Here is an 18,913-nt window from a genome sequence, read left to right on the forward strand (position 1 = left end):
CAATGACGCTCGCTCTCGACATTCTTCTTTCCGGGCTGGTGCTCGGCGGCATGTACGCGCTGATCGCGCTGGGGCTGACGCTCCAGTACGGCATCGCGCGCATCATGAATTTGTCCTATGGCGAGTGCCTGATCGCGTCGGCGTTCGGCGCGCTGTTTCTCTATGCCGGCCTGTCCGTCAGTCCCTTGCTCGGCCTGATCCTCGTCGTTCCGGCGGGCTTCGCCGTCAACTGGCTGTTATTCCGCGTCGTGCTGATGCCGCTGGTGCGCCGCGCCCGCAACGCCGCGATGCTCGAGGTCGACAGCATCCTCGCCACGTTCGGCCTGCTGTTCGTCATCCAGGGCGTGATGCTGATCGCCTTCGGCGGCCAGTTGCAGAGCTATTCGTATCTGTCGGTGCCGGTCCACATCCTCGGCACCACGCTGGCGCTGAACCGCATCATCGCGCTGGTCGTCGCGCTCGTCATCGGCCTCGGTCTTTATCTCCTGCTCACCCGCACGCGCTACGGCACCGCGCTGCGCGCCATCGCGGTCAATCCGGCGGCGGCGCAGCTGGTCGGCATCGACATGCACGCGGCCTCCGCATTGGCCTTCGCGGCCGGCGGCGCCATCGTCGCCGCGGGCGGCGTGCTGGTCAGCATGTTTCTGACGTTTAGCGCGGTGATGGGCGTCGTCTTCACCATGAAGGCGCTGATCGTCGTCATCATGGGCGGCGTCGGCAACATGCTCGGCGCGCTGGTCGCCGGCCTCGTGCTCGGCGTCGCGGAAACAGCGGTGGCGCGGCTGGTCGATCCCGGCCTGACGCTCGCCGTTACCTACGCGATCTTCCTCTCGGTGCTGCTGTGGCGGCCGACCGGCCTGTTCGGCAGGCCTGCGCGATGAACCGCATCGCCGCGATTATTGCCGGCCTTGTCGTCGTCGCCGCACTCGCCGCGGTGCCGTTGTTTGCCGGCGGTTACCATCTCGCGCTCGGTATCAGCCTTCTGTATTTCGCCGTGCTGGCGACCAGCTGGGCGCTGTTCTCCGGGCCGACGCATTACATCTCGCTCGCCAGCGCCGCCTTTTTCGGCATTGGCGCCTACACGACTGCTGTGCTGGCGGAACTGATGCCGTGGCCGCTGGTGCTTGTGTGCGCCGCGCTGGTCGGCCTCGTCGTCGCGCTGGTGGTCGGTCTGTCGACGTTGCGGCTGTCCGGCATCTATTTCGTCATCTTCAGTTTCGGCCTCGCCGAGATGATCCGTCAGCTCGTGACGTGGAGCGAGGTGAACATCGCCGGTTCGGTCGGCCGCTACGTCTTCATGGACGTCACCGCGGCGGACATCTACTGGCGGCTGCTGGCGCTCGCGGTCGCGGTGTTCGCGGCCGGCTGGGCGATCGGCCGCTCGCGGCTCGGCCTCGCGGTGCGCGTCATCGGGCAGGACGAGACGGTGGCGCGTCACTGCGGCATCGACGCCACGCGCGCCAAGCTCGCGTTGTTTGCGGTCAGCGCGGTCTTCATGACGCTGACCGGTGCGATCATGGCGCCGCGCTGGACCTATATCGACCCCAACATCGCGTTCAATCCGGTCATCTCTTTTGAAGTCGTCATCATGGCGCTGCTCGGCGGCGCGGGGCGGCTGTTCGGCCCGCTGCTCGGCGTGGTGCCGCTGGTGCTGCTGTTCGAGTTCTTGACGATCTACTTCCCGAGCTATTTCAGCATCCTGCTCGGCGCGGTGTTCATCCTGATCGTCTATGCGCTGCCTGAGGGTGTCACCGGCCTGCTGGAGCGCCACGTCGCAGCGCTGAAGGCCCGCACGCTGGTGCCGCGTCTGTCGGGCGCGGCGGAGGCCGTTACCCGCTTCATCTGGCCGCGCCCGCTTGCGCGCGCCGGCGCGGAACGCGAGACGCTTCTCGAGGTCGAGAACGTGCGCCGCCGCTTCGGCGGCCTCACCGCGGTCGACGGCCTGAGCTTCACCCTGAAGCGCGGCGAGATCCTCGGCCTGATCGGCCCCAACGGCTCCGGCAAGACCACGGCGCTCAATCTCGTCTCCGGGGCGCTCGCGCCCGACGAGGGCGCCATCCGCCTCAAGGGCGCGACCATCTCGAATGCGGCCCCGCACCGCATCGCGCAGCTTGGCGTCGCGCGCACCTTCCAGTTGGTGCGCGTGCTCGGCGCGTCGAGCTGCCTCGACAACGTGCTCACCGGCCTCGTCTTCCACGATCCGCCGCGCTGGGGCGAGACGGCTGCGACGCAGGCACGCGCGCTGCTGGAGCGGGTGGGGCTTGGGGCTGCCGCCGCGCTGCCGGCGGGGCAACTCACTTACATCGACCAGAAGCGGCTGGAACTCGCCCGCGCGCTGGCGCTCGCGCCGGACGTGCTGCTGCTCGACGAGTGGCTCGCCGGCCTGAACCCGTCCGAGCTGCACGAGGGCATCGCGCTGGTGAAGTCGCTGCGCGACCAGGGCCTCACCATCGTCATCGTCGAGCATGTGATGGATGCGATCCGTTCGCTGTGCGACCGCTGCGTGGTGATGAACACCGGCCGCAAGATCGCGGAGGGTACGCCCGCCGCGGTGCTGGCGGACCGCGAGGTGATCCGCGCCTATCTCGGAGACGACGATGCTTGAGGTCAAAAACCTCTCCGCCTCCTACGGCCAGCATCGCGCGCTGGAAAGCGTCGCGCTCGACGTGCGCGCGGGCGAGATCGTCGTCATCCTCGGCGCCAACGGAGCGGGCAAGACCACGCTCCTGAAGGCAATCGGCGGCGGCGTCCGCCCCGCGCCCGGCGCGCGCATCGTCATGAACGGCCGCGATCTCGCGATGGTGAAGCCGCACGATATTGTCGAGGCCGGCATCGCGCTGGTGCCGGAAGGCCGCGGCATTTTCGGCGAATTGACCGTGCGCGAGAACCTGATGCTCGGCGCGTTCCCGAAGCGCGCCCGCGCCGGCGAGGCCGCCAATCTCGCCTCGGTGCTGGCGCTGTTTCCGCGGCTGTCGGAGCGGCTCGCGCAAACGGTGCGCACCATGTCGGGCGGCGAGCAGCAGATGGTGGCGATCGGCCGCGCGCTGATGTCGGCGCCCGACATTCTCCTGCTCGACGAGCCGTCGCTGGGGCTGTCGCCCATCATGTACAAGGAAGTGTTCCAGATCCTGACGCGGGTCCGCGCCGCCGGAACCGGCATCCTGCTGGTCGAACAGAACGCCAAGCAGAGCCTGAAAATCGCCGACCGCGGCTATCTGATCGAGCAGGGACGCATTGTCGGCGCAGGCACGGCCGCCGAACTCGCCGCCGATCCGGCGGTGCAGCGGGCCTATCTGGGTGCTGGCGAAGCGCGCCCCGGCTGATTAGATTCCGTCTCAACGGAGACGATCCATGACCGACACGCTGGACGACAAGACCCGTACCGAGCTGGAAGCAGCCGTATACCGCCGCTTGGTCGAGCACCTGCGAACGCGCACCGACGTGCAGAACATCGACCTGATGAATCTCGCCGGTTTCTGCCGCAATTGCCTGTCGAACTGGATGAAGGACGCCGCCGACGCCAAAGGCCTGCCCATGACCAAGGACGAAAGCCGCGAGATCGTCTATGGCGAGCCCTACGACCAGTGGCGCGCCAAGCACCAGAAAGAGGCGACGCCGGAGCAGAAGGCCGCCTTCCAGAAATCAAGCACCGGCCACTGAGAATTTGCCGGCTGTGAATGACGGGAATGACGCGGGCGCGGCCTTGACCGGAAGGCCCCTGCGCAGGGAAATCCTCGTATGACAGGAGCGGCGACCGGGCCGCTCGCGCGTTCGTCCGTGACGACGAGTATCGAGGAGACTGCAATGCCCGCCACCGCCGCTGCCGCCCAGGAAGAGTCGACGACCCGCTTCGCCAAGGAGCAACTCAAGGCCTTTGTCGAACGCATCGAGCGCCTTGAGGAAGAAAAGAAGGCGACCTCCGACGACATCAAGGATGTCTATGCCGAGGCCAAGGGCAACGGCTACGACGTCAAGGCGCTGCGCACCGTGGTGCGCCTGCGCAAGCAGGACGTCAACGAGCGGCGGGAGGAAGAGGCCGTGCTCGAGACCTACATGCACGCGCTGGGGATGCTGAACTAGCTCGCGGGAAACTAGCGAATCGTCAGTGCCGCGGTGGTCCGCAGCCGGAACGTCGCGGTGGCGAGGAAAACGACGGCCTGGCCGCTGAAGCGGTCGGTCGTCATGCCGTGATGCGGATCGTCGCCGAACGCCATCAGCACTGAACTGTCGGGCTTGCGCATCATCGGCTGCAGCGTGCGGTTGTCGCGGCGGACCATCTGGGCCGTCGTCATGAAGCCACGCACGCTCGGTGTCATGACGATGCCGCGCATCCACGGGTCGTCGAAGCGCTCGCCGATCTGCCCGAGCTTTGCCGCCGTCGCGGCCGGTGCGGGAGCAGGTGGCGCCGAGATGTGGATTGGCGCCAGCGACGCGGTTTCGATTCTGGTCTCAACCTTGCCCATCGGCGCCGCGCGGGTCGCGGCGTGCCGCGGCGGCTGCGCCTCGTCGGGCGAGGCATAGGCGAGCACCGGACCGGTGCTTGCGGTGGTCATCTGATCGGCCAGCTGGTTGGCCTTGTCTTGCGCGATCGAGGTCCATAATCCGCGCTCGGCGAACAGATCGCCGGCGGTGACGGCCGCGACCGCGACCGGCGCCGCCGCGGGGCGCGTGCGCGGCATCGCTGTAGGTGTCACGCTCGCAAGCTGCGTCGTCGCGCCGGGCCGCATCTTCGGCACGGGCACGATGCGCTCGACCGGCACCGGCGTCGGCGCGGTCAGGCTCGCCGTCTGGACGCGGGCGAGCGGCATCGGAATCTTGTCGTTGGCCTTCGGTCCGGCCTTGGCTGGATTGGTCCTGGCGGGGTCGGTGTTCGCCAGGTCGGTCTTCGTCAGGTCGGTCTTCGTCAGGTCGGTCTTCGTCTTGCCGGCCGCGTCCGTCCCCGGCTTGAAACCGAAGAAGCTCGCCAGCAGCGTCGAGCCTTTCGGCTTGTCGACCTTGGCTTCCGGCGTGGCGGAGTTCGCCGCCAGCGTCGTGGCGGTCGCCACATCATCCTCGTCGATCGCGCCGGCATCGCGCGCGTTCGCCAGCAGCACGTTCGAGGGCGCGCGGCCCTGCCGCTCGACATCGGCGAGCGCCAGCGCAAATCCGGCAAGCGGCTTGCCGTCGGAGGGCACATGCACGGTACGCTCGTTCGGGAATACCTTGACGAGTTGCTCGCGCGTCATGCGCGGCCAGTGACGAATCGTGCCGGTGTCGAGATGGACGAACGGCGAGCCGGAGGTCGGATAGAACCCGACGCCGCCGCGCTGCATCTTCAGCCCGACCTCGCGGATTTTCGCCAGCGGCACGCCGGGAATGAAGAAGTCGAGCGCCTGGCCGTGGGTGTGCAGGCTGCCCTGCGCGACGCCGCTCGAGCGGGCGCGCAGCATCGCGTTGGTGGACGGCGAGCGGTAGCCGCAGATCACGTTGATCGGCTGGGTCGCGCCGGTCTCTTGGTAGGCCACCCACAGCAGATCGAACAAATGGGGGTCCATCTTCACGTCTTCGGACTTGCGCCAGTCGCGCAGATACCAGTTGAGACGCTTCAGCGCGGCCTCGTCGTAGCGGCCGTTGCGCTTGAAGGTGACGGTGAGGTCTTCGCCGGTGTGGACGTTGTGGAACGAGAGGGTGCGGGTGTCGCTCTCGGCGCTCGCGATCTGCAACGAGCTGCCGCCGGCCGCCATCAGCGCAACCGCGATGCCCGTGCAGCGTCCGATCGTCGCGAGACGCGACGATCCGTAAAGGCGCGACAAGAGGCTGAACGAGCGCGCGTGACTACCGAGCACTGCCGAGTTCCGGGATGATGGCAACGTCCCCTGCCGCCGTTCCCGGCAGCCGTGAAAATGCAGTCTTGTCCGGATGGGTTAACGCGCACTTAGCGGTCGCCCTCAGCCGGTTTGGCGATTATGGCAACCAGTGTGGCAAAAATACGCATGAAGCGAAACGCCCCGCCGGCGGGTGCGGGCGGGGCGGTCCGGGGATTGTGGCAAGCCTGCTAGATCAGCGGAACAGCCGCTCGAAGAACACGAACGGGTTTCCGGCCTCGCGCCGCTCGACGCGCCGCAGCGCGTCCTGCGTGGTGCGCACCTGCGCGAGATCCTGCTTTGCCTCCTGCGGCGGGGCAACGTCGGCGATCTTGCGTTCGCTGCTGGTCAGGATCGTGTGGATGCGCTGGTCGAAGCCGTAGACGTCGTTGCGCAGTTCCAGCTTGCCGGCGTCGTCGACGAAAGCGGTCTGATAGGTCAGGTGGACCATCGGCCGCTGCTGCAGCTTGAAGCTCTTTTCCTCGTGGCCGAACATCTGGTTGATCTGCCGCGAGTCCGGCATCGGCCCGCTCATCGCGAGCGACAGGATCACCTCGCCGAACTTGGTCGGGTCTTCCACGCGCATGCAGCCGTGACTGAAGGCGCGGCGCTCGTGCGAGAACAGGCGCTTCTCCGGCGTGTCGTGCAGATAGACCTGGAACTTGTTGTGGAACGCGAACTTGATGCGGCCGAGCGCGTTGGCCGCGCCCGGCGGCTGCACCACGTTGATATGGCCGTCCGGGCCGCGCTTCACCTCGAGGCCCATGCGCTCGAAGATCTTCGGGTCGCTCTCGTAGAGCGGCAGCAGTTCGTTGTTGATGATCGACTGCGGCACATACCAGGACGGGTTCACGATGACGTCGTGCATCGGCCCGGAGGTCAGCGGCGTCTGCGTGTTCGGCTTGCCGGCCACGATCTTGGTGCGCCACACGATCTCGTTGCCGCGCACGACCTTCAGCGAATAGTCGGGAATGTTGACCATCACATAGGTCTTGCCGAGGTCACGCGGCAGCCAGCGCCAGCGCTCCATGTTGGCGGCGACGATATCGACCTGCTGGCTCACATTCGGTCCGTTGATGGCGGCGAGCGTCTTGCCGTCGACCATCGCGTTGGCGGCGAGGCCGGCGCGCTGCTGTTCGAGCTTCACGGCATAGGCGAGCCGCTTGTCATAGGTAGTGTCGCCGGCCTTGCCCGGCGTACGCAGCTTCTGCCGCAGCGCCGGAACGCGGGCGTCCTTCATGCCGGGCTTGAGCAGCGGGCCGGACGGAATGCGGTCGTCCGCGTCGCCGGCGCTCGCCATCGCGGAGAGGCCCGCGAGCTTCGCCTTGAGCTGGCGGAAGCCGTCATGCGGCGGGTTGAAGCTTTCGAGCGTCGCATTGATGTCGCGGCTGTCCGACACTTTCTTCAGAATGTCGGCCGGGTCCGGCGTGTGATCGCCATAGTCCACTTCGGCGAGCACGCGGCGCGGCGAGACGCGGCCGCTCTGCAGGTGCCGCGCGAATTCCAGCACGTCGGCGGTGAGCTTGATGTCGCCGGAGGCGAGCGCTCCGGCGCTGTCGAGCGCGGCGAAGTCCGGCGCCTGATAGTCGGCGGGATCGAGGCCATCGGCGCGGGCGTTCTTCAGCCGGGCGATGACGTCGCGCGCGCGCGGCGTCAGCGCGCCGTCCTTGATCCACAGCGGCGCGTAGTTGCGCGCGGCATAGAACTTCTCCATCGCGGCGCGCTCCGGCGCGTGAGACACCTGGCGCTCGAGCGCCTTGCCGCTGACCTGCGCGCGCAACTGCTCGCTGATCTGCGCGTCGCTCGCGCCGAACAGCTTGCCGATCGCTTCCTTGATGCCGAGGCCGTTGCTGTTGGCGTCGGCGTTATTCGCCTGCACGGGCGCGACGACCGGCGCGGCATGCGCCTGGGGCGGCGCGGCCGGTTCGGCGGCGCGTTGCGGTTCGGCAGTTTGTCCGATCTGGGCGCGCGCGGGCGGCAGCGGCGTGTCGGCCTGTGCGCGGGCCGGCGGCATCGGCGGCGTATTCACTTGCGCGCGCGCGGCCGGCGCGTCGTCGCGCGTTGCGGCGGGACGCTGCGCGCGGTGGCGCGGCTCCGGCGGCGACTGCACGATGTTGCGATGGATCGGAACCTGCACGGTCGGCGGCGGCGGCGCCATCGACCGCACCGAGGTCGACTGCGCGAGCAATTCCGCGGCCGGGCCGTAGAACGCCACGACCATCGCAGTACCGGCGAGCAGCCGGTTGATCCGCACGATACGCATTACAAGAAACTCCACACACGAAAGCGTTTTCGCGGCGCATTATGCGGCCGAAGGCGCGCGCGTTCGATCACTTTCGCGGGAGAGTTTCGTTTACGCCTAACGGAGATCGTGAACTGGTTAATCCGCCCAGCGCTCGTGCCCGGTTTCGGCGTCTTCGGGATGTTCGTCGCGCAGGCCGAGGCCTTCGAGCTTGCGATAAAGCGTCGAGCGGCCGAACTTGAGCCGTCGCGCGACTTCCGACATCTGCCCGCGGTAATGCGATATGGCGTAACGGATGACGTCCCGCTCGATCTCGTCGAGTGCACGGACATGGCCGTCGGCGCCGGTTAATTTCAGCGTCGAGGTCGGAAACGTTAACGCGGGCGGCTCGACCGGCAACGCGTCGCCGGGCACCAGCGCCGTTAAGGATTGCGCTGCCGCGTTCGCGCCCATCATCGGCACGCCGCGGTCGTCGCCGAGCTGCGCCGCGACGTGCGGGAATTCGTTGACGCCGAGCGTTTCGCCGTCGGCCAGCACCACGGCGCGGAACACCGCATTTTCGATCTGCCGCACGTTGCCGGGCCAACGGTATTGCGCGAGCAGCGCCAGCGCCTCGGTGCTGATCGCCGAGATGCGCTTGCCTTCCTCGGCTGCGAACCGCGCCGCGAAGTGGCGCGCGAGCTCGGGGATATCCTCGGGCCGCTCGCGCAGCGGCGGCACTGCGATCGGGAACACATGCAGGCGATAGAACAGGTCTTCGCGGAAACGTCCGGCCTTCACGTCGGCGATCAGGTCGCGGTTGGTCGCGGAGACGATGCGCACCTCGACCTTCACCGGGCGTTTGGCGCCGACCGGCTCGACTTCGCCTTCCTGCAGCGCGCGCAAGAGCTTCACCTGCGCGGCGAGCGGCAGTTCGCCGATCTCGTCGAGGAACAGCGTGCCGCCGTCGGCCTCGATGAACTTGCCCGTGTGCCGCTCGGTCGCGCCGGTGAAGGCGCCTTTCTCGTGGCCGAACAGGATCGACTCGACGAGGTTCTCCGGCAGCGCGCCGCAATTGACGGCGACGAAGGGCTTGGCCCGCCGCGCGCTGGAGCCGTGGATCGCGCGGGCGATCAATTCCTTGCCGACGCCGGACTCGCCTTCGATCAGCACGGGAATGTCGGAGCCGGCGGCTTTCGTCGCGCCGGCGAGCGTCGCCTTCATGCGCGGCGCGCGGGTGATGACGTCGCTGAAGGTAAGCGTGCCGTCGCGGCTGCGCTTGATGCGCTGGAGTTCGCCGGCGAGCGCCTTGCCGGTGAGCGCGTTGCGCAGCGAAACCTGAAGCCGTTCGGCGCTGGCGGGCTTCACCACGAAGTCGGTCGCGCCGGCGCGCATCGTCGAAACGACGTTGTCGAGGCCGCCATGCGCGGTTTGCACGATGACCGGGATCGCGAGGCCGGCGTCGCGCATGCGCGCCAGCACGCCGAGGCCGTCGAGGTCGGGCATCACCATGTCGAGGATGACGCAGTCGATCGGCTGCGCGTCGGAGCCGGTGAGCAGGGCCACCGCCTCGTCGCCGCCCGCGGCGGTGACCGGCCGGTAGCCGAAACGCTGCACCATGTTTTCGATGAGACGCCGCTGGACGGGATCGTCGTCCACCACCAACACGACTTCAGACATGCACCACTTCCCCCGGACGCAACTGTGCCGATTTGGTGCACTGTCGCCGATCGGCCTTAACGCCCCCTTAAACGGGAGCGCCGGGGCAGCGGGCAGGAAGGAAGCGCGCCGCCGTCGCGTCAGGGCGTCTGAAGTTGTGCGAGCAGGCCGACGACCACCGGGTGCACGTCGATCCATCCGCGCCAGATCATGTCGACTGCGACATAGAGAATGATGGCGAGGCCGACATAGGCGATCCAGCGATGCCGGTGCAGCAGCCCGGCGATGAAATTCGCCGCGATGCCCATCAGCGCAATCGAGAGCACGAGGCCGAACACCAGCACATAAGGGTGCTCGCGCGCAGCGCCGGCCACCGCGAGCACGTTGTCGAGCGACATCGAGATATCCGCGATCAGGATCTGCAACGCGGCCTGGCCGAAGGTCTTGCGCGGGCCGGGGCCATGCGCGGCGATGGTGCCGTCGGCGTTGATGTCGACGCCGGTCACCGCCTCGGCAGCTTCAAGCTCGGCCTGCGGCGCGGTGCGCAGTTCGCGCCACATCTTCCAGCAGACCCACAGCAGCAGGATGCCGCCGGCGAGCAGCAGCCCGACGATCTGCAGAAGCTGCGTGGTCGCGGCGGCGAAGCCGATGCGCATCACGGTCGCGGCGGCGATGCCGACCAGGATCGCGCGGGCGCGCTGCTCGGCCGGCAGGCCGGCGGCGGCGAGGCCGATGACGATGGCGTTGTCGCCGGCCAGCACGAGGTCGATCATGATGACCTGGAAGAAGGCCATCAAAGCTTGCGAGGTGACGAGGTCGAGCATTTACCGGGCCTTTTAGGTTCAGCGTCCCAGCCGACATCGCAGCCAGTGGCTGCCAGAGGGGCCCGGTCTTGGGACGGCGTTGCGTTAGTGGGTCGTCGTGAACAGTTCCGTGAGGTGTTCCGCTTCGGTCAGCATCGCCGCCGCGCAGCCGATCAGGACGAGGGCGCCCGCGACGTCCCAGAGCGTCACCTTCACGCCGTGACGGGGCGCCCGGCGCAGCCAGGCCGCGAGGGCGGCGATGGCCGCCATCGCGAGCGCGGCGAAGCTGATCGCCGGCAGGACGGCGATGCGGGGCACCAGAGCGAAGGCCAGCAGGATCGGCGTTGCCGCGATCGAGACCATGACCGCCAGCGCCATATGCGGGGACACCACCGCGGCGTTGCGGGGTGCGGGGTGCCGGATGGTCTGCCGGTTGGGCATGTCCGCTTCTCCTGTCCGCTCCTGCTGGCGGCCGCCGCTGGGGGCTTGGGGGCTTATCGCGGCGGCTGAATTTTGTTACGATGAAACGCAGGAATTGGAATTCAGTTTCACTAGTTTCGTAACTCTGAAACATAGTCCCGAACCGGGGCGAAATCAAGCCGGCGCGCGGCGCGTGCCGGCGCGTCGGTGGATCGTCATGCAGGTCAAGGCCAAGATGCAGCTCAGCACCAAGCCGCCGAAATCCGACCCCCAGCGCCGGGAAGCCGGCGCCTGGCTCAAGGAACTGCGCGCCGCCGCGGGCCTCTCGCAGATCGAACTCGCCCAGCAACTGGCGCTTCGCTACTACACGTTCATTTCGCAGGTGGAGAACGGCTTCGGCCGCGTGCCGACCGATCAGATGGAAGCCTGGGCGCGCGCGCTCGGCCAAAATCCGTCCGAATTCGCCCGCAAGCTCCTGTCCTTCTATGAGCCGGAAATGCACCGGCTGCTGTTCGAGGTGAAAAAGTGAGCGTCATCCCGTTTCCGGTGCGCGATCAGGCCGGCTGGCTGCCGGCCGAACTCCGCGCGGTGGCCGATGCCTGCGCCGGACCGATCACGCGCGGCGACCTGTCGGGCTGCGCGCACGGCCAGACCGAAGCCGGCGATCCGCAGCTTTACGTGCTCGGCCCCGCGCCGGAGCAGGAGTGTTTCCTCTGCATCTCGCGGCTTGGCCGCAACTATGTGCTGGAGGACGGCCGCGGGCACATCCTGTTCGAGCACGATGCGCTCGAGGTGCTAGCCGAACAGGTGAAGGGTGCGCTGTCGCGCCGCAAGGCGGCGATCCTCGCCCGCCTGGTCGCCGTCTGGGTGGCGGCGAAGGAAACCTTCGAGGAGAAGGTCGAGCCGGTGATGGCCGAACCGCTCGAAGCGGTGTCCCACGTTGCGCCGCAATTGGCGGCTTTGATCTGAACTGACGCTCTGCACAGGCGGCGTCCCCGGCGGTTGCCGGGCGTGGCGCTGTGTTTATGTTGTCATATTGCTCCTATGGATTCCCGCTCGCGTCAGCCGCCAAAGGATTCAATGTCGCCCGCCACCGCCCGCAAAGCCGCGAAGAAGTCCGCCAGCACCGCCGCCCGCAAGCCGAGCCACAAGCCGGCGCGCAAGGTATCGACAAAGACGTCTGCGAAGACGGGCAAGCTTTCCGGTCTTCCCGAGTGGAACCTGACGGATCTCTATCCGGCGATGGACTCGCCGGCGCTGACTGCCGATCTCGACAAGGCCGACGCCGACTGCGCCGCCTTCGAGCGCGACTACAAGGGCAAGCTCGCCGATCTCGCCGTCAACAATCCGGGCTCGCTCGCGGAAGCCGTGCAGCGCTATGAGGCGATCGACGATCTGTTGGGCCGGCTCATTTCCTATGCTTCGCTGCTCTATGCCGGCAACACGACGGACCCCGCGCGCGCCAAGTTCTATGGTGACGTGCAGGAGCGCATCACCGCGGCCTCGATCCATCTGCTGTTCTTCACGCTGGAGCTGAACCGCGTCGAGGACAAAGTGCTCGATGACGCGATGGCGCGCGAGCAGGGGCTCGGCCACTACCGGCCGTGGCTCGAGGACATTCGCCGCGAGAAGCCCTATCAGCTCGAGGACCGCATCGAGCAGCTGTTCCACGAGAAATCCGTCACCGGCTATTCGGCGTGGAATCGGCAATATGACGAGTTGATCGCGAGCCTTCGCTTCCGGATCGGCGGCAGGGATCTGTCGATCGAGCCGGCGCTCAATCTCCTGCAGGACGCCGACGGCAAGAAGCGCAAAACCGCCGCCGAGGCGCTGGCGAAAACCTTCAAGGAGAACCTGCGGCCGTTCACGCTCATCACCAACACGCTGGCCAAGGACAAGGAAATCTCCGACCGCTGGCGCGGCTTCGGCGACGTCGCCGACGCGCGCCACCTCTCGAACCGCGTCGAGCGCGAGGTGGTCGATGCGCTGGTCGAAGCCGTGCGCGCCGCCTATCCGAAGCTGTCGCACCGCTACTACCGGCTGAAAGCCAAGTGGTTCGGCAAGAAATCGCTGCCGTACTGGGACCGCAACGCGCCGCTGCCGCAGGTCGCACAGCGCACGATTCCCTGGGGCGAGGCGCGCGACATCGTGCTCACCGCCTATGGCGCGTTCTCGCCGAGGCTCGCCGAGATCGCCGATCGCTTCTTCGCGCGCAGCTGGATCGACGCCGCGATGCGCGAGGGCAAGCAGCCCGGCGCGTTCTCGCATCCGACCGTGCCGTCGGCGCATCCTTATGTGCTCTTGAACTATCAGGGCAAGCCGCGCGACGTGATGACGCTCGCGCACGAGCTTGGCCACGGCGTGCATCAGGTGCTCGCCGCGCCGAACGGCGCGCTGATGGCGCCGACGCCGCTGACGCTTGCGGAAACCGCGAGCGTGTTCGGCGAGATGCTGACCTTCCGCAAGCTTCTGGCCGCGACGAAAGACAAGAAGCAGCGCAAGGCCATGCTCGCCGCCAAGGTCGAGGACATGATCAACACGGTGGTGCGGCAGATCGCGTTCTACTCGTTCGAGCGCAAGGTCCACACCGAGCGGCGCTCCGGCGAACTCACCTCCGACCGGCTGTGCGAACTCTGGATGTCGGTGCAGGGCGAAAGCCTCGGTCCGGCCATCGAACTGAAAGCCGGCTACGAGACGTTCTGGACCTACATCCCGCACTTCATCCATTCGCCGTTCTACGTCTACGCCTATGCGTTCGGCGATTGCCTGGTGAACTCGCTCTATGCGGTTTACGAAAAATCGCACGAGGGCTTCGCCGAGCGCTATCTCGCGATGCTCGCCGCCGGCGGCACCAAGCACCACGCCGATCTGCTCGCGCCGTTCGGCCTCGACGCCCGCGATCCGAAGTTCTGGGATGGCGGCCTTTCGGTCATCAGTCACCTGATCGACGAACTCGAGGCGCTGGAGCGCGGTTAGTCGGGTGGCGTCCGCGCCTCGCCGTGCCTAACTGAGACAAGCATGGCCGACCAACCGCCCGACGCCGAGAAAAACCGCTTCACCGCCCGCGCTCGCCGCTACGCCAAAGTCGGCGCCGGCGTCGGCGGCGTTGCCGCGCGCATCGCCGGCCAGCGGCTCACCGGCACGACAGGCGGGCGCGCCGGCAACGCGATGGCGCTTGCCGCGGCGCTCGGCGGCCTCAAAGGTCCGCTGATGAAGGTGGCGCAACTGCTCGCCACCATTCCCGACGCGCTGCCGCCCGAATACGCCGGTGAACTCATCAAGCTGCAGAGCGAAGCGCCGCCGATGGGCTGGGCCTTCGTCAAGCGCCGCATGCAGGCGGAGCTTGGTGCCGGCTGGGAGAAGAAGTTCGCGAGCTTCGAGCATCAGCCGGCGGCCGCCGCTTCGCTCGGCCAGGTGCATCGCGCCGTCGCGCTCTCAGGCGAGGCGCTCGCCTGCAAGCTGCAATATCCCGACATGCAGTCGGCGGTCGAAGCGGATCTGCGGCAATTGCGGCTGCTGTTCTCGCTGCGCAGCCGGTTCGATCCGGCGATCGACACCGGAGAGATCGCGCAGGAGATCGCAGCAAGATTGCGAGAAGAACTCGACTATCGCCGCGAGGCGAAACACATCGCGCTCTATGCCCACATGCTGAAGGACGAGGCCGCGATCCGCGTTCCCGGTGTATGGCCGGAGCTGTCGACCGGCCGGCTGCTGACGATGGACTGGCTCGAGGGCCGCAAGCTGCTCGCGCACAAGGACGATCCGCTCGCCACCCGCAACCGGCTCGCGACCGCGATGTTCACCGCCTGGTGGCTGCCGTTCTCGCGCCACGGCGTCATCCACGGCGATCCGCATCTCGGCAACTATTCTGTCTTTGATGAAGGGGACGGAGACAGTCCGCGTAAGGCGACTCGAACTCCGAGCGGCATCAACCTGCTCGACTACGGCTGCATCCGCATTTTCCCGCCCCGCTTCGTCGGCGGGGTGGTCGATCTTTATCGCGGCCTTGAAACCGGCGACGAAGCGCGGGTCGTGCATGCCTACGAGACCTGGGGCTTTCGCCGGCTGAACAAGAGCCTGATCGAGACGCTCAACATCTGGGCGCGGTTTATCTACGGCCCGCTGCTCGACGACCGGGTCCGCACCATCGCCGACGGCGTCAAGCCCTCCGCCTATGGGCGGCGGGAGGCGTTCCAGGTCCACCAGGCGCTGAAGAAGCAGGGGCCGGTGACGGTGCCGCGCGAATTCGTCTTCATGGACCGGGCGGCGATCGGGCTCGGCGCCGTGTTCCTGCATCTCGCCGCGGAGTTGAATTTCTACAAGTTATTCAACGAAGCGATTGAAAGTTTCTCCGTGGACGCGGTCAAATCGCGCCAGCAGGCGGCGCTGGCGGCCGCCGGCCTGCCATCCCCGGGAGCATGATCCCGAAAAGTGGGAACCGGTTTTCGGAAAAGATCATGCTCAAACAAAAGGCTGCGGCAGGGCGTGAAGATTCGGGGAAATGTCATTCTGCCTCAGCGCCCTGCGGCGCCGCGCCGTTGCCCTGATGCCGCAATTGCGGTAACCCCTGTGCAACCGACTGTTTTCGACCCTTCCGGAGACTTCCCATGGCCGACCACGGCACCGTCGAATACGCCACTGCGACCGGTAACGACTATCCGGCGCACGAGAGCACCTACGAAAGCTTCATCAATTTCACCGTGGTGGGCATCCTTCACGTCATCACCATCGTACTCGGCCTCACGGTCGGCGGGGTGATGGGGCACTGGTTCTGGGCGGCGGCCTTCTTCATCATCGGCAGCATCGCCGCGGTTCCGGGGTTCTTCGCCGGCGCGCGCCTGCCGATCATGCTCGCGACCGCTTTCTGCTTCGTCGTCTTCGTTCTGCTCGCGGTTTGAGCGAACAGATTCGGACCGTACAGGGGCGGGGAGGGGCTGAATGCGCATAGCCGTCGCACGCGAAACCGACGCGGCCGAGCCGCGCGTTGCCGCAACGCCTGAGACTGCCAAGAAATTCGTCGCGCTTGGCGCCGAAGTCGTGGTCGAGCCCGGCGCGGGTGTCGCCTCCGGCATTCTCGATGCCGATTATGAAGCGGCGGGCGCGAAAGTCGCCGCCGGCGGCGTCAAGGACGCGGACATTGTCCTGAAAGTGCGACGGCCGTCGGCCGAGGAGATCAAGTCCTACAAGAAGGGCGCGATCGTCGTCGCCATCATGGACCCTTACGGCAACGACGCGGCGTTGAAGCAGCTTGCCGATGCCGGCGTCGCCGCCTTCGCGATGGAACTGATGCCGCGCATCACCCGCGCGCAGTCGATGGACGTGCTGTCCTCGCAGGCAAACCTCGCGGGCTACCGCGCGGTGATCGACGCCGCGGAGGAATACGGCCGCGCGCTGCCGATGATGATGACCGCGGCGGGCACCGTGCCGGCCGCCAAGGTGTTCATCATGGGCGTCGGCGTCGCCGGCCTTCAGGCGATCGCCACCGCGCGCCGTCTCGGCGCCATCGTGACCGCGACCGACGTGCGCCCGGCGACGAAAGAGCAGGTCGAGAGCCTCGGCGCCAAGTTCCTCGCCGTCGAGGACGAGGAATTCAAGAACGCGCAGACCGCCGGCGGCTACGCCAAGGAAATGTCGAAAGAGTATCAGGCCAAGCAGGCCGCGCTCACCGCCGAGCACATCAAGAAGCAGGACATCGTCATCACCACCGCGCTCATTCCGGGCCGTCCGGCGCCGAAGCTGGTCAGCAAGGAGATGGTCGCCTCGATGCGTCCCGGTTCCGTGCTGGTCGATCTCGCGGTCGAGCGCGGCGGCAATGTCGAGGGCGCCAAGGCCGGCGAAGTGGCGAAGGCCGGCGAGGTCAAGATCGTCGGCTATCTCAACGTGCCGGGACGCCTCGCGGCCTCGGCCTCGGCGCTCTACGCCAAGAACCTGCTGACCTTCCTCGAGACGGTCGTGATCGACAAGAAAGAGAAGAAGATCGCGGTCGCCTGGGATGATGAGATCATCAAGGGCACCGCGCTCACCCGCGACGGCGCGGTGATCCACCCGAATTTCCAGCCGAAAAGCTGAGGGAGCCGCCCATGGACCAGCTTGCCACCGCCGTCGATCCCTTCGTGTTCCGGCTGTCGATCTTCGTGCTGGCGATGTTCGTCGGCTACTACGTCGTGTGGTCGGTGACGCCCGCGCTGCATACGCCGCTGATGTCGGTGACCAACGCGATCTCCTCGGTGATCGTGGTCGGCGCGCTGCTCGCGGTCGGCGTCGCGCTCGCGGTGAACGACCAGGGTCCGCTGTGGTCGCGCATTCTCGGCTTCGTCGCGCTGGTGTTCGCCTCGATCAACATCTTCGGCGGCTTCCTGGTCACCCAGCGCATGCTGGCGATGTACCAGAAGAAAAAGAAATAAGGGCGGCGGGGGCATCACATGAACGCCAATATCGTCGCGCTGCTCTATCTCGTCGCCGGCGTCCTGTTCATCCTGGCGCTGCGCGGCCTCTCGAGCCCGGACTCCAGCCGTCGCGGCAACATGTTCGGCATGATCGGCATGGCGATCGCCGTGCTGACCACGCTCGCCTCGCAGCCGCCGGCTGACGGGCTTGCCTGGGCGCTGGTGATCGGCGGCATCGCCATCGGCGGCGGCATCGGCGCGGTGATCGCGCGCAAGGTGCCGATGACCTCGATGCCGGAACTGGTCGCCGCCTTCCATTCGCTGGTCGGCATGGCCGCGGTGCTGGTCGCCGCCGGCGCGTTCTACGCGCCGACCGCCTTCGGCATCGGATCGCATGGCCACATCCACGGCCAGAGCCTGATCGAGATGTCGCTCGGCGTCGCCATCGGCGCCATCACCTTCACCGGCTCGGTGATCGCGTTCATGAAGCTGTCGGGCCGCATGAGCGGCAAGCCGATCACGCTGCCGGGCCGCCACATCATCAACATCGGGCTCGCCGCGGCGCTGGTGTTCTTCATCTACGGCTTCTTCGTCTCGCAGTCGGTGATGGATTTTTGGCTGATCGTCGCGCTGTCGCTGCTGCTCGGCATCCTCATCATCATCCCGATCGGCGGCGCCGACATGCCGGTGGTGATCTCGATGCTGAACTCCTATTCCGGCTGGGCAGCCGCCGGCATCGGCTTCACGCTCGGCAATTCGGCGCTCATCATCACCGGCGCGCTGGTCGGCTCCTCGGGCGCGATCCTGTCCTACATCATGTGCAAGGGCATGAACCGCTCGTTCATCTCCGTCATCCTCGGCGGCTTCGGCGGCGAGGTGGCGGCGGGCGGCGGCGCGGCGGAGCAGCGCCCGGTCAAGCTCGGCTCGGCGGAAGACGCCGCCTACATCATGAAGAACGCCTCCAAGGTCATCATCGTGCCGGGTTACGGCATGGCGGTGGCGCAGGCGCAGCACGCGCTGCGCGAGATGGCCGACCATCTCAAGAAGGAAGGCGTCGAGGTCAAATACGCCATCCACCCGGTCGCCGGCCGCATGCCCGGCCATATGAACGTGCTGCTGGCCGAAGCGAACGTGCCTTACGATGAAGTGTTCGAGCTCGAGGACATCAACTCGGAATTCGCCCAGGCCGACATCGCCTTCGTCATCGGCGCGAACGACGTCACCAACCCGGCGGCGGAAGAAGACAAGACCTCTCCCATTTACGGCATGCCGGTGCTGCAGGTCTGGAAGGCCGGCACCGTGATGTTCATCAAGCGGTCGCTCGCCTCGGGCTATGCCGGCATCGACAATCCCCTGTTCTATCGCGACAACACCATGATGCTGCTCGGCGACGCCAAGAAGATGACCGAGCAGATCGTCAAGGCGATGTAGGCTGACGTCACAATCCAGCAATGCAATTCAGCGGCGCGCTGGCCTGGCCATGCGCGCCGTTTTCGTATCGTTCACGTTACGGGAATGTAAGGCACGCCGCCTGCAACCAGTCGGGGGATGAAGCGTTGTCGGACAGGGGCGATGTCCTTT

18 protein-coding genes are annotated in these 18,913 nt (G+C 66.9%); 13 read left to right on the forward strand and 5 right to left on the reverse strand.

The features are described 5' to 3' along the window. Positions 1 to 2 precede the first annotated feature (2 nt). The 5 genes from AB7F10_RS00755 (at position 3) to AB7F10_RS00775 (ending at position 4,080) form a co-directional block, all read left to right on the forward strand. The gene (locus tag AB7F10_RS00755; protein ID WP_428558235.1) at positions 3 to 881 is read left to right on the forward strand and encodes a branched-chain amino acid ABC transporter permease; all 879 of its coding nucleotides are present in this window, start codon (positions 3 to 5) and stop codon (positions 879 to 881) included. Continuing rightward, positions 878 to 2,605, forward strand: coding sequence for an ABC transporter permease subunit (locus tag AB7F10_RS00760; RefSeq protein WP_428558233.1), 1,728 nt, complete (start codon positions 878 to 880; stop codon positions 2,603 to 2,605). The genes AB7F10_RS00755 and AB7F10_RS00760 overlap by 4 nt, the downstream gene beginning before the upstream one ends. Beyond that, entirely contained in the window at positions 2,598 to 3,323 is a 726-nt protein-coding gene (locus tag AB7F10_RS00765) for an ABC transporter ATP-binding protein (protein ID WP_428558232.1), read from the forward strand. The genes AB7F10_RS00760 and AB7F10_RS00765 overlap by 8 nt, the downstream gene beginning before the upstream one ends. A 28-nt stretch (positions 3,324 to 3,351) precedes the next feature. Then, positions 3,352 to 3,660 (forward strand): DUF1244 domain-containing protein, encoded by a 309-nt coding sequence (locus AB7F10_RS00770; RefSeq protein ID WP_428558230.1) that lies wholly within the window; start codon positions 3,352 to 3,354, stop codon positions 3,658 to 3,660. Positions 3,661 to 3,804: 144 nt separating this feature from the next. Next, a complete protein-coding gene (locus AB7F10_RS00775; protein WP_428558229.1) occupies positions 3,805 to 4,080 on the forward strand; it encodes a DUF2312 domain-containing protein in 276 nt (91 codons plus the stop codon). A gap of 11 nt (positions 4,081 to 4,091) precedes the next feature. On the opposite strand, the gene AB7F10_RS00780 is transcribed toward AB7F10_RS00775, so the two are convergent. The 5 genes from AB7F10_RS00780 to AB7F10_RS00800 all read right to left on the reverse strand — a co-directional run bounded on the left by AB7F10_RS00780 (position 4,092) and on the right by AB7F10_RS00800 (position 10,967). Continuing rightward, the gene (locus tag AB7F10_RS00780) at positions 4,092 to 5,825 is read right to left on the reverse strand and encodes a DUF882 domain-containing protein (RefSeq protein WP_428558228.1); all 1,734 of its coding nucleotides are present in this window, start codon (positions 5,823 to 5,825) and stop codon (positions 4,092 to 4,094) included. A 214-nt stretch (positions 5,826 to 6,039) separates the two neighbouring features. After that, positions 6,040 to 8,106 carry a L,D-transpeptidase family protein gene (locus tag AB7F10_RS00785; RefSeq protein WP_428558227.1) on the reverse strand — a complete coding sequence of 689 codons (2,067 nt, stop codon included), beginning with the start codon at positions 8,104 to 8,106 and terminating at the stop codon, positions 6,040 to 6,042. A 117-nt stretch (positions 8,107 to 8,223) separates the two neighbouring features. After that, positions 8,224 to 9,744 carry a sigma-54-dependent transcriptional regulator gene (locus AB7F10_RS00790; protein WP_428558225.1) on the reverse strand — a complete coding sequence of 507 codons (1,521 nt, stop codon included), beginning with the start codon at positions 9,742 to 9,744 and terminating at the stop codon, positions 8,224 to 8,226. A 119-nt stretch (positions 9,745 to 9,863) separates the two neighbouring features. Beyond that, positions 9,864 to 10,547 carry a TerC family protein gene (locus tag AB7F10_RS00795; RefSeq protein WP_428558223.1) on the reverse strand — a complete coding sequence of 228 codons (684 nt, stop codon included), beginning with the start codon at positions 10,545 to 10,547 and terminating at the stop codon, positions 9,864 to 9,866. Positions 10,548 to 10,631: 84 nt separating this feature from the next. Then, a complete protein-coding gene (locus tag AB7F10_RS00800) occupies positions 10,632 to 10,967 on the reverse strand; it encodes a hypothetical protein (protein ID WP_428558221.1) in 336 nt (111 codons plus the stop codon). A gap of 172 nt (positions 10,968 to 11,139) precedes the next feature. Between AB7F10_RS00800 and AB7F10_RS00805 the strand changes: the two genes are divergently transcribed. From AB7F10_RS00805 to AB7F10_RS00840, 8 genes are all read left to right on the forward strand, one after another. Next, on the forward strand, positions 11,140 to 11,475 hold the full coding sequence (locus AB7F10_RS00805; RefSeq protein WP_428558219.1) for a helix-turn-helix domain-containing protein: 336 nt from the start codon (positions 11,140 to 11,142) through the stop codon (positions 11,473 to 11,475). After that, complete coding sequence (locus tag AB7F10_RS00810; protein WP_428558218.1) at positions 11,472 to 11,915, forward strand: hypothetical protein; 444 nt, start codon at positions 11,472 to 11,474, stop codon at positions 11,913 to 11,915. The genes AB7F10_RS00805 and AB7F10_RS00810 overlap by 4 nt, the downstream gene beginning before the upstream one ends. Before the next feature lie 75 nt (positions 11,916 to 11,990). Beyond that, positions 11,991 to 13,922 carry a M3 family oligoendopeptidase gene (locus tag AB7F10_RS00815; RefSeq protein ID WP_428558217.1) on the forward strand — a complete coding sequence of 644 codons (1,932 nt, stop codon included), beginning with the start codon at positions 11,991 to 11,993 and terminating at the stop codon, positions 13,920 to 13,922. A 42-nt stretch (positions 13,923 to 13,964) separates the two neighbouring features. After that, entirely contained in the window at positions 13,965 to 15,368 is a 1,404-nt protein-coding gene (locus AB7F10_RS00820; protein WP_428558216.1) for an ABC1 kinase family protein, read from the forward strand. Positions 15,369 to 15,553: 185 nt separating this feature from the next. Further along, the gene (locus AB7F10_RS00825) at positions 15,554 to 15,844 is read left to right on the forward strand and encodes an aa3-type cytochrome c oxidase subunit IV (protein ID WP_428558215.1); all 291 of its coding nucleotides are present in this window, start codon (positions 15,554 to 15,556) and stop codon (positions 15,842 to 15,844) included. 40 nt (positions 15,845 to 15,884) lie between these two features. Then, on the forward strand, positions 15,885 to 17,015 hold the full coding sequence (locus AB7F10_RS00830; RefSeq protein WP_428558214.1) for a Re/Si-specific NAD(P)(+) transhydrogenase subunit alpha: 1,131 nt from the start codon (positions 15,885 to 15,887) through the stop codon (positions 17,013 to 17,015). 11 nt (positions 17,016 to 17,026) lie between these two features. Further along, the gene (locus AB7F10_RS00835; RefSeq protein ID WP_428558213.1) at positions 17,027 to 17,350 is read left to right on the forward strand and encodes a proton-translocating transhydrogenase family protein; all 324 of its coding nucleotides are present in this window, start codon (positions 17,027 to 17,029) and stop codon (positions 17,348 to 17,350) included. An 18-nt stretch (positions 17,351 to 17,368) separates the two neighbouring features. Further along, entirely contained in the window at positions 17,369 to 18,763 is a 1,395-nt protein-coding gene (locus AB7F10_RS00840; RefSeq protein ID WP_428558212.1) for an NAD(P)(+) transhydrogenase (Re/Si-specific) subunit beta, read from the forward strand. Positions 18,764 to 18,913 lie beyond the last annotated feature (150 nt).

Origin of the sequence: Pseudolabrys sp. (assembly GCF_050250095.1) — a bacterium.
Taxonomy (GTDB): domain Bacteria; phylum Pseudomonadota; class Alphaproteobacteria; order Rhizobiales; family Xanthobacteraceae; genus Pseudolabrys.

Coding starts and splice junctions, on each gene's coding strand:
- AB7F10_RS00755 (WP_428558235.1), top strand. CDS start 3: ATGACGCTCGCTCTCGACATTCTTCTTTCCGGGCTGGTGCTCGGCGGC.
- AB7F10_RS00760 (WP_428558233.1), top strand. CDS start 878: ATGAACCGCATCGCCGCGATTATTGCCGGCCTTGTCGTCGTCGCCGCA.
- AB7F10_RS00820 (WP_428558216.1), top strand. CDS start 13,965: ATGGCCGACCAACCGCCCGACGCCGAGAAAAACCGCTTCACCGCCCGC.
- AB7F10_RS00770 (WP_428558230.1), top strand. CDS start 3,352: ATGACCGACACGCTGGACGACAAGACCCGTACCGAGCTGGAAGCAGCC.
- AB7F10_RS00835 (WP_428558213.1), top strand. CDS start 17,027: ATGGACCAGCTTGCCACCGCCGTCGATCCCTTCGTGTTCCGGCTGTCG.
- AB7F10_RS00765 (WP_428558232.1), top strand. CDS start 2,598: ATGCTTGAGGTCAAAAACCTCTCCGCCTCCTACGGCCAGCATCGCGCG.
- AB7F10_RS00775 (WP_428558229.1), top strand. CDS start 3,805: ATGCCCGCCACCGCCGCTGCCGCCCAGGAAGAGTCGACGACCCGCTTC.
- AB7F10_RS00795 (WP_428558223.1), bottom strand. CDS start 10,547: ATGCTCGACCTCGTCACCTCGCAAGCTTTGATGGCCTTCTTCCAGGTC.
- AB7F10_RS00785 (WP_428558227.1), bottom strand. CDS start 8,106: ATGCGTATCGTGCGGATCAACCGGCTGCTCGCCGGTACTGCGATGGTC.
- AB7F10_RS00790 (WP_428558225.1), bottom strand. CDS start 9,744: ATGTCTGAAGTCGTGTTGGTGGTGGACGACGATCCCGTCCAGCGGCGT.
- AB7F10_RS00825 (WP_428558215.1), top strand. CDS start 15,554: ATGGCCGACCACGGCACCGTCGAATACGCCACTGCGACCGGTAACGAC.
- AB7F10_RS00830 (WP_428558214.1), top strand. CDS start 15,885: ATGCGCATAGCCGTCGCACGCGAAACCGACGCGGCCGAGCCGCGCGTT.
- AB7F10_RS00815 (WP_428558217.1), top strand. CDS start 11,991: ATGGATTCCCGCTCGCGTCAGCCGCCAAAGGATTCAATGTCGCCCGCC.
- AB7F10_RS00800 (WP_428558221.1), bottom strand. CDS start 10,967: ATGCCCAACCGGCAGACCATCCGGCACCCCGCACCCCGCAACGCCGCG.
- AB7F10_RS00840 (WP_428558212.1), top strand. CDS start 17,369: ATGAACGCCAATATCGTCGCGCTGCTCTATCTCGTCGCCGGCGTCCTG.